15 protein-coding genes are annotated in these 13675 nt (G+C 28.9%); all 15 read right to left on the bottom strand.

The genetic code is table 11. The features are described 5' to 3' along the window. Positions 1-162 precede the first annotated feature (162 nt). Positions 163-765 (bottom strand): DivIVA domain-containing protein, encoded by a 603-nt coding sequence (locus ACY1IQ_RS18380; RefSeq protein ID WP_461615347.1) that lies wholly within the window; start codon positions 763-765, stop codon positions 163-165. A 15-nt stretch (positions 766-780) separates the two neighbouring features. Then, the gene (locus tag ACY1IQ_RS18375; RefSeq protein ID WP_461615349.1) at positions 781-1557 is read right to left on the bottom strand and encodes a YlmH/Sll1252 family protein; all 777 of its coding nucleotides are present in this window, start codon (positions 1555-1557) and stop codon (positions 781-783) included. 7 nt (positions 1558-1564) lie between these two features. Beyond that, on the bottom strand, positions 1565-1828 hold the full coding sequence (locus ACY1IQ_RS18370; RefSeq protein ID WP_461615346.1) for a YggT family protein: 264 nt from the start codon (positions 1826-1828) through the stop codon (positions 1565-1567). An 11-nt stretch (positions 1829-1839) separates the two neighbouring features. Further along, complete coding sequence (locus tag ACY1IQ_RS18365) at positions 1840-2298, bottom strand: cell division protein SepF (protein ID WP_039632602.1); 459 nt, start codon at positions 2296-2298, stop codon at positions 1840-1842. Between the two features lie 21 nt (positions 2299-2319). Continuing rightward, entirely contained in the window at positions 2320-2979 is a 660-nt protein-coding gene (locus ACY1IQ_RS18360) for a YggS family pyridoxal phosphate-dependent enzyme (protein ID WP_461615345.1), read from the bottom strand. 106 nt (positions 2980-3085) lie between these two features. Beyond that, positions 3086-3802, bottom strand: coding sequence for a DUF881 domain-containing protein (locus ACY1IQ_RS18355; protein WP_461615344.1), 717 nt, complete (start codon positions 3800-3802; stop codon positions 3086-3088). A gap of 9 nt (positions 3803-3811) precedes the next feature. Next, the gene (locus ACY1IQ_RS18350) at positions 3812-4153 is read right to left on the bottom strand and encodes a small basic family protein (RefSeq protein ID WP_291561992.1); all 342 of its coding nucleotides are present in this window, start codon (positions 4151-4153) and stop codon (positions 3812-3814) included. A gap of 10 nt (positions 4154-4163) precedes the next feature. Beyond that, entirely contained in the window at positions 4164-4883 is a 720-nt protein-coding gene (locus ACY1IQ_RS18345; RefSeq protein ID WP_461615343.1) for a DUF881 domain-containing protein, read from the bottom strand. A gap of 11 nt (positions 4884-4894) precedes the next feature. Further along, positions 4895-5092 carry a hypothetical protein gene (locus tag ACY1IQ_RS18340; RefSeq protein WP_461615342.1) on the bottom strand — a complete coding sequence of 66 codons (198 nt, stop codon included), beginning with the start codon at positions 5090-5092 and terminating at the stop codon, positions 4895-4897. Between the two features lie 147 nt (positions 5093-5239). After that, entirely contained in the window at positions 5240-5584 is a 345-nt protein-coding gene (locus ACY1IQ_RS18335) for a cell division protein FtsQ/DivIB (protein ID WP_461615341.1), read from the bottom strand. 388 nt (positions 5585-5972) lie between these two features. After that, the gene (spoVE, locus tag ACY1IQ_RS18330; protein ID WP_461615340.1) at positions 5973-7082 is read right to left on the bottom strand and encodes a stage V sporulation protein E; all 1110 of its coding nucleotides are present in this window, start codon (positions 7080-7082) and stop codon (positions 5973-5975) included. Between the two features lie 182 nt (positions 7083-7264). After that, on the bottom strand, positions 7265-8218 hold the full coding sequence (mraY, locus tag ACY1IQ_RS18325) for a phospho-N-acetylmuramoyl-pentapeptide-transferase (RefSeq protein ID WP_461615339.1): 954 nt from the start codon (positions 8216-8218) through the stop codon (positions 7265-7267). 1 nt (position 8219) lies between these two features. Continuing rightward, complete coding sequence (locus ACY1IQ_RS18320; protein WP_461615338.1) at positions 8220-9608, bottom strand: UDP-N-acetylmuramoyl-tripeptide--D-alanyl-D-alanine ligase; 1389 nt, start codon at positions 9606-9608, stop codon at positions 8220-8222. Then, positions 9609-11057, bottom strand: coding sequence for a UDP-N-acetylmuramoyl-L-alanyl-D-glutamate--2,6-diaminopimelate ligase (locus tag ACY1IQ_RS18315; protein ID WP_461615337.1), 1449 nt, complete (start codon positions 11055-11057; stop codon positions 9609-9611). A gap of 395 nt (positions 11058-11452) precedes the next feature. Next, complete coding sequence (locus tag ACY1IQ_RS18310) at positions 11453-13645, bottom strand: stage V sporulation protein D (protein WP_461615336.1); 2193 nt, start codon at positions 13643-13645, stop codon at positions 11453-11455. Between the last annotated feature and the right edge of the window lie 30 nt (positions 13646-13675).

Genomic DNA, 13675 nt, shown 5'->3' with positions numbered 1-13675 from the left:
AATTCTTCACTCTTAATTATTAATCCTTAATTTATAGAGATTTAAACTATTTTGATGGAACTTTTATTTTCTAAAGTACATTTTAAATTTTCATATTAGCTCCCTATATACTTATATTATACCAAACTTTAGTTAAAAAAATCTCACTGTAAAAGTGAGATTTTAATCATTATTAGCAAAAAAGCTCTTTATTTCTTCTAGTTCTGTAGCATCATAATTTAAATTTTCTTTATCTAAATCTGATTCTTTTAAATTATCTAAGCCTTTTTCTTCTACATTTTCTTCTATAATATTTGATATATTATAGTTCTTATCAAAATCCTTTTCCAAAGATTCAAACATTTCTAATTGGCTTACCATAAAATTTCTAAACTTAGTTCTAAATTTTAAAAATTCTTGCTTAGTTTTATCAAACTCATCATTAATTTGAAGTACATCGCTATGTGCTTTATCTAAAATCTTCTTTGCCGATTCATTAGCATTTCTAAGTATAAGTTCAGCTTCATTTTGTGCTGTTATCTTAGCTTGTTCAGCAGCATTTTGTGCTAATAATAGCGTACTTTGAATTGTTGCTTCTATTTTTGAATAATGATCTAATTTATCTTCAAAAACTGAAATTCTTTCTTTTAAAGTAGCATTTTCTTTATAAATACTTTCATAATCCTCTGAAACCTTTTCTAGAAATTCATCAACTTCATCTAAATTATATCCTCTCATAGACCTTTTAAATTCTTTATTATTAATATCTATTGAAGTTAATCTCACGTAAATCACCCCTAATTAATTGTACTTTTTTATAGAAATTCTAAGTCTTTGGCTTTGTGTTTTATTTATAAAATCACAAATCTTAAATTTTCCATAACCTCTAATAGTCAATATATCTCCACTACAAAGTAATTTATCCTTTTTTAAAATTCCAATATGGTTTAATAATATTTTATTACCTTCTATAAGTTCTAGAGCCTTACTTCGAGATACATTACATAAGGAACTAATTATATTATCTAATCTTAAAGATGTAACTACTATAGTTCTCTCTTCAAATTTAATTTTAGGTGCATTTTTCAATGGTTCATCTACTATTATAACTTCACAAGGACAAGTGTTAATATTAGTCAAATTAAGTCTAATAAAATCTGTAATTTCATTATATACAGGTACATAACAACATTCTTCCTCTAGAATTAAGTCACCTAATAGTTCTCTTTTTATTCCTAGAGACATTATTGCACCTAAATAATCCTTATGTTGTAGATTTTTAAATTTAGATTTATTACATATCTTTAACAAATCTATAGGATAATAATGAGGTTCTTCATAACAATCAAAGGCTAACATTGTTCTATCAAACTCTTCAAAAACACCATTACAATAAACCTTAATTTGTAGATTATTCTCCATATTCTTAAGTTTTTTATAAATATCAGGGTATGTAAAAACTTTGCTGTATATTGTCCCATTAAATTTCTTAGCTAAAATAATTTGATCATAAAGCTTTGATATTGAATTATTCTCGTATTCTAAAAAACTATTTACAAAAGCTTCTTTTGTTATCATATTCACATTATATCCTTACCAATACTGACAATATGATTCCCTGTATAACATATATTAAAAAGTAAGCAATTATAGGAGAAAAATCAATAACAAATCCCTTTAGAAATAAATCATTTATTTTTTCTGCTGGCTCCATAATTGGAGCTGTGAATGTTCTTATAAATTGACCAACTTTACTGTATCTTCCATTAGGTATCCAAGTTAATAGCACTTCTACTAAAATTGCAGCTTTAATTACTTCAAAAAAGATATTTACTATTCTAATTATCATTTGTCCCACCATTATTTAGGCCAGCTAAAAAGTCCTTTGCTTGATAATTCACTTTTTAAATCATTGGTGACTTCAACATTTGAAGGACATAATATAAATACACCTTTTTCTACCTGCTGAAGATCTCCTTCTAAGGAATATACAGCTCCAATTAAAAAATCCAATATTCTCTGTCCAACCTTTTGTTCTATACCATTTATATTCACAAGAACTATTTTTCTATTTTTTAAGTTGTCCACTATAGCTGTTGCTTCATCATATTCTTGTGGCTTTATTATTACCACTTTAGCAGAAGTTGCTGTGTGGATATTTACAATTTTATTTTGTTTTTTAGTGGTTGAACCAAAAGTTTCTATATCAATGGCATCTTCATTTTCTTCTTGCTCTTCAAATTCATCCATTTCTTCTTCGTCAATATTGTCATCCATTCCTAAAATTGTTAAAACTTTGTTAAACATATTCTTTTCCATTTATGATTACCTCCTAAATTATTAGTTATACTGCCTTTTGCCAAAAATGCCTTCTCCAACTCTTATCATATTGCTACCTTCCTCAACAGCAATTTCATAGTCATGAGTCATTCCCATGGATAAAATTTCCATAGATATATTTTTAAAGCTTCTTTTACTCAAGTTATCAAAGATTTTTTTCATTTCACTAAAATAATATCTACAGCTCTCCTCATTACCAATAGGTATAGTGGCCATTAGCCCTCTAACCTTAATTGAACTGCAACTTTCACAAACATTTAATAAATCTTCTAATTCTTCTATTTTAACTCCAGTTTTTGAAGCTTCTCTTCCTATATTAATTTGAATAAGTACATTAGCAATTTCATTATTTGTTGAAAATTGTTTTTCTATCTCTTCTGCTAACCTTATACTATCTAATGAATGTATGAGATGAACTTTACCTACTAAATATTTAACCTTGTTTCTTTGTAAATGTCCAATAAGATGCCATCTTATATCCTTAGGCAATTGTTCATACTTCGTCTTTAACTCTTGCACCTTATTTTCACCAAAATCTCTAGCTCCCGCCTCATAAGCTTCAACTAGATCTTCAACAGGTTTAGTTTTAGATACAGAAATTAGGGTAATCTCATTTGAAATTTTATTCATTATAGCTTCATAATTATGTCCAATTGACAATATTCTGACCTCCTTATGGTGATTCTTAAAACAAGAATTAATATTCTTTTATATATTCTTCATCAGATTGAAAAATTCCTGCAAAAAAATACATAAAACTGGTATATTATTTCTCTGTAACTTCACTTAGGTAATTACTTTTAATTGTACCATTATATGGCTGTATTTCTACATTATCTAAAGTCTCAATTTCAACATAACATGTTCTTCTTTTTAATCTTTTAATATGATTTTCTTGAGTCTCTAAATAATTTTCCATAACATCTTTATTTCCAATAGCAGTTATATAAAAAGGTGCTACTACCTTTATTCCATTGATATTGACATTAGATCCGAAACAAATTCCAAAGGCATTGTAAGTCACTCTATAATCATTAACTGCTATAGCTTCAGCCCCTGCATTTCTAAGTTCATTTATTACTTTAACAAGATCTGCATCATGTATTAGCATATCTTTATTATATTTACCACCAAAGCCAGCTTCTGGTGAATCATTTAGTGTAATCCTTATTCCTTCACCTTGTAGTGGTAAAGTTCCTAAAATCATTTTATTTTCATTTAATTCTTTATTTATCTCATTTAAAACTCCATAAGTGTTTTGTGAGTTATACTCATATTTTTTAATTTTTTTATTTAATTCATTTAATTCTCCTTGTAAATCGCTTATATCCCTTTGTAAATCTCCTCTTTCATTATAAGCAATTTCATATTGCTTAACATCTAAAAAAGCATTAGATTTTCCAAGGTCAATATTCATAGAAATCAATAATCCTACAATAATTGAAGCAATAAACAAAAATATAGTAGCTTCGTTAGTTTGCATTTAATCACCTCAATTATGGAATTTTGCTCTATCCATAAGTAATCTTCTAATAACAGCAAAGTTATTAAATATTCTTTCTCCAAATACTATAACTGCTGCCAAATATATAGGAATACCTAATTTATCTCCCAAATATACCATAAGTGCTGCTAATAAGGCATTACCAAAAAAACCTGATATAAATATATCCGGTCTAAAATCTTTGTTTAAAGAAGCTCTTACTGCACCAAAGACTGAATCTATACAGGCAAATATTGCTACTGATATATATGGTGAAAATTTAATAGGAATATTTATATTCCACACAATTCCTAATATTATTCCAATTAATAGACCTATGAATGCTACCATCTAATCACCTCTATTTATTTTCAACTTGTTTTGCATAATCAAATTTTTGGTTTGTACTGTTTTTCTTTATTATAACTTCATCGGAAGTTTCAAATGTTACATCACACAATTTCAAAAGGCTATCTGGTATTACTCCTGGAAAGTTTAAAGCTGCCTCTAACAATTTCCTATTACCTATGGCTTTGATTACAACCCTCTGCTTAGGAGATATTCTCTCATTATTTATGATGATATTGTCTCCACCATCTCTAATACCACTTCGTGATGTCAATCTTATATCATTTATTGAAATCGCCTCTGCATCTGCTGCATTCAATTCATTAACTATACGTAATAACTGTTCATCATACATAGGCCTAAACTTTATATCATTTGCAAATAGATTTTTTTTAGGAGTTATATATATAATTATCCCTTCTCCCTTTACATCTACTGCTCCAGTTTGTAATCTGGTTTGTTGTAATTCCTCTAAAAGAAGTTTACTTTCTTCAGTTCTTCCTGCTGCTGCTTCTTCAAATTCTTTAGCCTTAGCATTTAAATCATTAATTTGCTTTTCAAGTTGTTCCTTTTGCTTTCTTAAATGTTCATTTTCAATTATAATTTCTGGATTAGCCTTTTCTTCATCTGTAGAAACTGTTTGTTTATTTATAGTTGAGATTTGAGTAGTTAACATATATCCTAAAAGAAGAAATATAAGTGCTATCGCAATTTGATATGAGAATTTTTTCAATTAAACCCCTCCTAATCCTGCTTATATATTACTGGGTTCCCATCAAAGCTAACATCAATATACCCTTTCATATTTTTAAGTTGTTTATCCTTCAATATACTAAATGCCTTTGCTAATTTTTCTGGTATGTCATCATCAGTACCAATTTTAATATAAACGTTGTTATTACAATGAATTTTAATATCAAGAAAATTATTTAGTTCAATCATGGTAATTTTTACATTCTCATCTTTTGAATTATAATCATATATAATATCAGATAAAGTATTAATATCCTTTAATTTTTCTTATTTTCCATAGGAATCTCGCTACCTAAAGTTGGATTGGAAAGATTTATACCTTCTAATCTTACCAAATTAGGATTTTCTATGGTCTTCTTTATCTAATATTATCCCTTCATTATCAATTATGTAAAATTCATCATTTAATTTACTATAAAAAGCAGCTTTTCTTTCTTCAACTGTTATAATAATTTCATTAGGAAACTTTCTTTTAATATGAGAAGTAATTACATAGGGATTTTCCTTCACACTACTAATAGCTTTATTAGTTTTTACTGTAAATATATTTTCTCCAACTTTTATATTAGATTTTTCTATTATTTCTTCTTTAGTCAAGTTTTCATTCCCTTTAACAGTTATTGAAGCTATATTAAAATAACTTAATTTTAAACATAAAGTAATTAGAACGCTTGTCAACACTATAAATAAAAAAATACCTTTTAATAAATTTAATCTTTCTTTTTTTATTTAATAATTTTTCTTTGTTTTTTAATATATAACTATCTTGTTGCTTTTTTAATTTAGACATATTATTTTCACCTATACTATACCCATTATATTTATATGAAAAATTACATTACTTACATAATAACATTAATTTCATTAAAATTCATTACAAAACCATTAATTTACTCTAGAAATTTTAGGAACTGAAAAATAAAAGTAAATAATAATTCAAAGATGTTAATATATTTTTTTATCAAATAAGACGTCAAAACCCGCTCATAGTGACTCTATGGCGGGTTCTAATAATACAGTATTACATAAAATAGCTTAAATACTAACTTGTTACTTTTTTGAATATACTTTATTTACCGCTATAAGCATTCTGTCTAGTTATATTTAAAAGTATTCCCATTGCCATCATATTTATAACCAGCGAAGAACCTCCAGAGCTTATAAAAGGAAGGGGAACCCCTGTTGTAGGCATAGAAACAGTAACAACTGCTACATTTATAAGTGCTTGAACTATTACTACTGCAGTTATACCTGTAGCTAATAAGCTACCATATACATCTTTCGCTTGTACTGCTGCCCTAAGCCCTCTCCATAAAAATATTATGAATAGAGTAATTATGAACATACATCCAATAAACCCCAATTCTTCACCAATAACTGCAAATATAAAATCATTATGAGGCTCAGGAATATAAAAGCATTTTTGTCTTGATTGACCTATCCCTACTCCTGTAAGTCCTCCGGATCCCAGTGCTAGAAGTGATTGAATCAACTGATATCCTGTATCCTGTGCATCTGACCAAGGATCTAAAAACCCTGTTATTCTTCTCATTCTATAGGGCTCGATCTTTATAGCTAATCCTACCAATGCTACTAGTCCTCCTACTAACCCTCCAATAAATCTAAGTTTAGTACCAGCAACAAATAACATTCCTACTGTCACTATCATTATAACTGTGGCTATACTTAAGTTCTTCTCTGCAATTACAAGTCCAGCATAGAATCCAGATATCAGTAAATATGGTAAAACACCTTTGGTAAAACTCTTAATTTTTTCACCTTTTCGTTCAACACTCATTGCCGTAAATAATACCACCGTATACTTGGCAATTTCTGATGGCTGAAAAGATGCTGGTCCAAGCCTTATCCATCTTTGCGCACCTTTAACTGGGGGAAATAGAAACACTAATAACAATGCAATTACCGTTAAAATCATAAGTTTTCCTGTATGTCTTTTATACTTATGATAATCTACATTCATAGTTATTATCATAGCAACAGTTCCTAAACCTGCCCACATAAGCTGTCTCCACAAAAAGTATTCTGCATTATTGTATTGAAAAGATGCAAAATATGAGCTAGCACTATAAACCATAACCACGCCAATTGATACTAACATTAAAATAGTAGCAAATAATACAAAATCAATTTCTCCTAGCTTTACCTTGGATTTTTTCATATCTCATCCCCCTATATTATTTTAGGCATCTGAAACAAAATGATCAGCAAAAGATTTTAAACATATCTTGTGTTAGACAAAAATCATATTCTTATAGATAATATATTAATATCTATAAATTATACTGATTCACTATGACACAAAACACAGTGGAATATTTATCAGTTGCTTTTTAAGATGCCTTAAGGTGTAATTGATAAGAATCCTATCAAACATAATACTACAGTAATTATAGAAAATACTGCTACAATTTTACTTTCATGCCATCCACTAAGCTCAAAATGATGATGAAGAGGACTCATTTTAAACACTCTTTTACCAGTAAGTTTAAAAGATATAACCTGAATAATAACAGATAGAGTTTCAATTACATATATTCCTCCAACAATTAATACTAAAAGCTCAAGCTTTAATATCATTGCTACAGCACCAATAGCACCACCTAGAGCTAAAGATCCTGTATCTCCCATAAATATCTGTGCAGGATAAGAATTATATCTTAAAAATCCTAACAATGCTCCTGCTAATACTCCACAGAATATAGATAAATTATAATATCCCATTCCAAAACTTACAAGTGCAAAGAAAGTCATTACCAATAATGTTATTGAACTAGCTAATCCATCTAATCCATCAGTTAAATTAACCGCATTAGTGGTTGCTGCAAAGTAAAACACAATGAAAGGTATGAACAGCGGTCCCAAATTAAAGGTTTTGTTAAAGAAGGGTATTATTATATCTGTTCCAATTCTTGTAGAAGCATAGTATCCAAGAAAAATTGAAAGAATAACTAGTAATATCATCTTTTGCCATGATTTTAACCCCTCATTATGCTTATGAATTATTTTTAAAGAATCATCTAACATTCCTATAATTCCAAAGCCAACTAATGAAACTAAAGCAATTATTGTTTCATCTGCTACATTTCTTAGAACTACAAATAATGTAATGGCTGAAGCAATAATAAATATTAATCCACCCATGGTAGGAGTTCCCGCTTTCTTTAGATGGCTCTTAGGTCCTTCATCTCTTATATTCTGTCCAAATTTAAATTTAGTTAAGAGCGGAATTAATAATGGTGATAAAAGTAAAGAAATAATAAATGCTACCAATACTGAATAAACAACTTTACTCATTTTATATCCCCTCCTTAACATTTAGATCTTCTAGTTCACTTATGATACTTTCAAATTCCATTGACCTAGATGCTTTTACTAAAATTACATCATTAGGTTTTATCTCAGAAGCTAAGTATTTTACTACTTCTTCTTTATTTTCAAATAATATACAATTTTCATCCTGAAAACCATCTTTAAAAGCCTTCTTAAAATCACCTATTGCTATAAGCAAATCAATCTCTTTAAGTTTAGCGTACTGTGCTACTCCCTTATGAGCATTATAGGATTCATCTCCTAGTTCCTTCATAGTTCCCAATACTGCTATTTTCCTACCACCTTTAAAATCCTTTAATACATCTAAAGCTGCTTCCATTGAATCAGGGCTTGCGTTATAAGCATCATTTATAACTGTAAATTTATTATATTTTAATACATCAAGTCTCATAGAGGTAGCCTCTAAATTATTGAACCCTCTATTTATATCTTTATAATCCATATTTAATTCTCTAGCTGTAGCTATTGTTAATAATGAATTAAGTACATTATGTTTTCCTAAAACAGGTACAACAAAAGTCTCATCAATTAACACATTATTTTCCCTTATATTAAATTTTATATTGCTATCACCTATAATTATTCCACTTGCCATAAAATTATAATCATTTTCTATGCCAATTTTTATAATTTCATATTTATCTGAAGATATTTCACTTAATAAAGAGCTATCTCCATTAACTATTAAAACATTATCCTTCTCAAAAAAGTCTGTAATTTCCATCTTTGCTTTTAATATATTTTCTTGCGTCTTTAAATTTTCTATATGAGACAATCCAATATTAGTTATAATTGCGATATCTGGATTCGAAACTCTAGATAGTCTATGTATTTCACCTAAGTTACTCATACCAAGCTCTAGTACTGCTATATCATAAGAATTATCTAAATTGAATACCATAAGTGGTAGCCCCACCTCATTGTTAAAATTACCTTTAGTTTTAAAAACCTTATATTTTTCACTTAAAACTGCCGCTACCAAATCTTTAGTAGATGTCTTTCCTGTAGAGCCTGTAATTCCTATTATTTTAATATCTAACTTATCTCTATAATATTTTGCTAAATCTAATAGTGCCATTCTAGTATCTTCAACCAATACTATAGAAGTATATTCACACAGATCTTCTTTATTAAAATTTTCATTATGAACTATACATAGTGCTGCTCCTTTGCATGAAGAATTTACTACATATTCATGACCATCAAAATTTTCTCCTTTAAGGGCAAAAAAAATGTCATTTTTCTTTACCTTTCTACTATCTATGACAACATTATTAAATCTATCTATTGTACCTTTTACAATAAGTTTACCTTTTAAGGTATCTGTAATCTCCTTTATATCTAAATATTCCATTTAAGCATACAACTCCTTTATGATTTCACTTATAATTTCTCTCTCATCAAAGTGAATTCTTTTGTCTTTAAGTACTTGATAGTCTTCATGGCCTTTACCGGCTATGACTATAATATCTTTATCTTTAGCAATTTTCATAGCATACTTTATTGCTTCTCTTCTATTTTCTATAACTACATAATTTTCTTTTTTTAATCCAGCTTTTATATCCTCAATTATAGCCATAGGATCTTCTGTTCTTGGATTATCAGAAGTAATTATTGCTATATCACTTAGCTCACTTCCTATGCTACCCATTATAGGTCTTTTACTTCTATCTCTATCTCCACCACAACCAAAAACAGATATTAATCTACCAAAAGTAAATTCTCTAGCGGAGTTTAATATGTTTTCAAGACCATCTGGAGTATGAGCATAATCAACAATTACATCGTATCCTAAATTATGATTTATAGTAACTATTTCACATCGTCCTGGGACAGTTACTTTTTCAAGAGCCTGTTTTATATCTTGAATAGATACACCTTCATGTATTGTAGCTGCAATACATCCTAATGCATTATAAACATTATATTTACCTGGAATACTAAGTTTAATATTTTCTTCATCTCCGTTATAAACTAAAGTAAACTCTATTCCCCTTGAATGAAGTTTCAAATCCTTAGCCCATAACACAGCCTTCTTTTCTACTCCATAGGTTATTACATCATTATCAATTGAATCTATAATTTTTTCTCCATAACTATCATCTATATTAACTATAGACACCTTGCTATTTAAGAATAATTTTAATTTAGCATTAAAATAGTTTTCAAAAGTTTTATGAAAATCTAAGTGATCTTGAGTTAAATTTGTAAATATACCTTCTGAAAATTCCACTCCATAAACTCTATTAAGTTCTAATGAATGAGATGAGACTTCCATCACACAATATTCAACCTCTTCTTTAACCATTTCATTGAACAATTGATGTAATTCTAGAGATTCAGGAGTAGTTCTTTCAGTATAAAGTTTTTTATCTCCTATATAATTTGCAATAGTACCGATAAGACCAACTTTATGACCACATTGTTCTAATATAGACTTAACCATAAATGTAGAAGTTGTTTTTCCATTGGTTCCCGTTATTCCAATAAGTTTAAGTTTCTTACCTGGATTATCATAAAAATTTGCTGAAGCTAATGCTAAAGCTTTCCTAGCGTCTTCAACCTTAATTAATGTGATATTTTCATAATCTTGCACTTCTTTTTGCACTATTATTGCAACTGCGCCTTTATCTATAGCACTTTTTATATATTTATGGCCATCTAAGCTAAGCCCTTCTATACAAAAAAATACATCTCCTTTATTAATTTTCCTAGAATCGTATTGTATATTATTTATTTCTATATCTAAGCTTCCATTTAATAACTCAAATTTTAAATTCGTTAAAAGCTTATTTAAATTCATAATATCACTCCTTTAAGCTTTTCTTTAAATATGGAAAGTTAATAACAGATTAATTAGAAGCATAAATACTTTTAATTAATCAACATATATATTTATACACTATATTCAAAGACTTATCAATAAATTGCATATAGCCAAAATTTAATTTATATAATATTTTAGCTTTCGTAACAAGAATTCTTATAAGCTAATTAAAAACACCTTGAACAATGCACAGTGCACAATTAAGGAGGAAATTATTTTTAGCAAAATAATTTCTCCAATAGATTTCTAACTAGCAATTGCTAGTTAGTGTGTGGCGAACACTGTTCACCGCACACTAACTGATCAATTCTAAATTTCTCAGTTTCTACTGAGAAATATCCACAATTGTGAAATGTGAATTGTGAATTGAATTAGCCTCCTGATACCTTTAAAGTCACATTAACTACCGTTCCCTTTTTTACATGTTGTCTTGGAGCAATACTTTGTTCTGATACTGACCCTTCCCCATCAAATTCTATGTGAAGTCCTAAACTCTCTAAAAGTTCACTTGCTTTTTCTTTACTGTATCCATTTAAATCTGGAACTGCTACTGTAGTGTCTGTGTCCGCTTTTTTACCTGTATACACTATAATTTCTGTTCCTTCCTTAACCATATATCCAGGTTTAGGGCTGACATCAACTATATACTCACCGTCCCCTTCTATTTTCATATTTAAATTATTATCCTTTAAAATTTTAATACCATCATCCTTTTTTATTCCTCTTATTTCAGGTATAGCTATGTTCTTTAATAAATTATCTTTGCTTTTATCTGAACTGCCTTCTGGGTTTAAAGCTAAATAATTAAATATATCTTGAAATAAACTTTTACCTACTGGTGCTGCTACTTCATTGCCGTAATATTTAGATGGATCAGGCTCATCTACTGTTACAACTATGGTAATCTTAGGATCATTGGCTGGAGCCATACCTACAAATGAACCAATATACTTATCCTTTGCATATCCACCATTTTCAAAATCAGGCTTTTCTGCAGTACCTGTCTTTCCTGCTATATGATAACCAGGTATATATGCAGTTCCATTTTTTTCTACAGCTGTCTCTAAATGTCCTCTCATCTCTTCCAAAGTCTCCGGTCTAAAATTGCCTTCTGTAATCTTAGGATTAAATTCTTGATCTACCACTCTCTTATTATCCTCATCATAATGGACAATTTCTTTCATTAAATGAGGAGTAATTAATTTTCCTCCATTTGCAACAGCATTAAATGCCATCATATATTGAACTATTGATACTGTATCACTTTGTCCAAAAGAAATAGTTGCTAAGTCAGAATTACTCATCGATTCCACTGATTTAACTATTCCTTCAGTTTCTCCCGGTAAATCCACTCCAGTTTTTTTACCAAAGCCATATTTCTCAATGTATTTATTTAAAGTTTCTTTTCCCATTCTTTGTGCTAAGGTCATAAAACCAACATTACAAGAATTTGCTATAATATCTCTAAAACTTTGATCTCCATGTCCTTCTGTTTTCCAACAGTGAATAGGTTTGCCATCTACTACAGAAAAACCACTACAATAAAAATTATCTCCTTCTTTTACGTTTCCAGTTTCTATTGCAGCTGTAGCAGTAACTACTTTAAAAATTGATCCTGGTTCAAAGGCATCACTTATAGACTTATTCCTCCACAATGCTTCCGTTTCACTATCACTAAGTTCTTCCGGCCAAGGATTGTTCAAGTTATAATCTGGTTTATTTACTGTAGCTAATATCTCTCCATTATTAGGATTCATAACCATTATAGAAACAGCCTTGGCATTATTATCAGCTAACGCTTTCTCTGCAGCTTTATCCGCAAAAAATTGAATATTTTGGTCAATAGTCAAAACCACATCTCTTCCGTCTACTGGTTTACTGTACTCAGAAACATTATAAGGCAAATCTTCACTTGTTCTGTCAGTTTCAGAAATTTTTATTCCTGGTATACCAGCTAAATATTTATTATAGTATAATTCTATCCCAGTTAATCCCTCCCCATCAGAATTGGTGTGCCCAATAGCATGAGATGCAAGATTATCATTGGGATAATATCTCTTAGTATCTGCTGATATAACCAAGCCTATTATATCTTTTTCTTTTGAATAAGCTTTAATCTTATCAGCTACTTCTTTTTCAATTCTCCTTTTTAAAATAGCTGCATTTTTAGGCTTACCATTTGGTAATGGTTCAGTTAAAATTTCAAGCACGGTATCACTATCCATAGTCAATATTTGTGCTAAATCTGGAGCTATTTGTTTCATAGTTAATTTTTTAGTTTCTAAAGATTCTCTCAATGCCTTCAAATCTAAGTCAACTCTATATACATTAGCACTTACAGCTAATTCATTTTCATCTCTATCTAAAATTCTTCCACGCTTTGCGCTTATTCTAGAGTCATTTGTCCATTGTTGTACACCCTTACTTTTATATTCATCTCCTTTAACAAACATTATTGTAACTAATCTATACATAATGTAGATAAATATTAAAAGCGTAAATAATAATGCATATTTTATTCTTTTCTTATTCACTGTTTTATTTTTTGTTTTTGCTTTTGTCACTATTATTCCTCCAAAAATTCTAATACTAAA

The organism is Clostridium sp. Marseille-QA1073, assembly GCF_054863625.1.
This window is presented reverse-complemented; position numbering and strand designations above follow the sequence as displayed.

What these genes read in the sequence shown, in the direction of transcription:
- ACY1IQ_RS18340 (WP_461615342.1), bottom strand. Translation starts at nt 5,092, where the DNA reads ATGATTGAACTAAATAATTTTCTTGATATTAAAATTCATTGTAATAAC.
- ACY1IQ_RS18365 (WP_039632602.1), bottom strand. Translation starts at nt 2,298, where the DNA reads ATGGAAAAGAATATGTTTAACAAAGTTTTAACAATTTTAGGAATGGAT.
- mraY (WP_461615339.1), bottom strand. Translation starts at nt 8,218, where the DNA reads ATGAGTAAAGTTGTTTATTCAGTATTGGTAGCATTTATTATTTCTTTA.
- ACY1IQ_RS18320 (WP_461615338.1), bottom strand. Translation starts at nt 9,608, where the DNA reads ATGGAATATTTAGATATAAAGGAGATTACAGATACCTTAAAAGGTAAA.
- ACY1IQ_RS18355 (WP_461615344.1), bottom strand. Translation starts at nt 3,802, where the DNA reads ATGCAAACTAACGAAGCTACTATATTTTTGTTTATTGCTTCAATTATT.
- spoVE (WP_461615340.1), bottom strand. Translation starts at nt 7,082, where the DNA reads ATGAAAAAATCCAAGGTAAAGCTAGGAGAAATTGATTTTGTATTATTT.
- ACY1IQ_RS18370 (WP_461615346.1), bottom strand. Translation starts at nt 1,828, where the DNA reads ATGATAATTAGAATAGTAAATATCTTTTTTGAAGTAATTAAAGCTGCA.
- ACY1IQ_RS18315 (WP_461615337.1), bottom strand. Translation starts at nt 11,057, where the DNA reads ATGAATTTAAATAAGCTTTTAACGAATTTAAAATTTGAGTTATTAAAT.
- ACY1IQ_RS18350 (WP_291561992.1), bottom strand. Translation starts at nt 4,153, where the DNA reads ATGGTAGCATTCATAGGTCTATTAATTGGAATAATATTAGGAATTGTG.
- ACY1IQ_RS18375 (WP_461615349.1), bottom strand. Translation starts at nt 1,557, where the DNA reads ATGATAACAAAAGAAGCTTTTGTAAATAGTTTTTTAGAATACGAGAAT.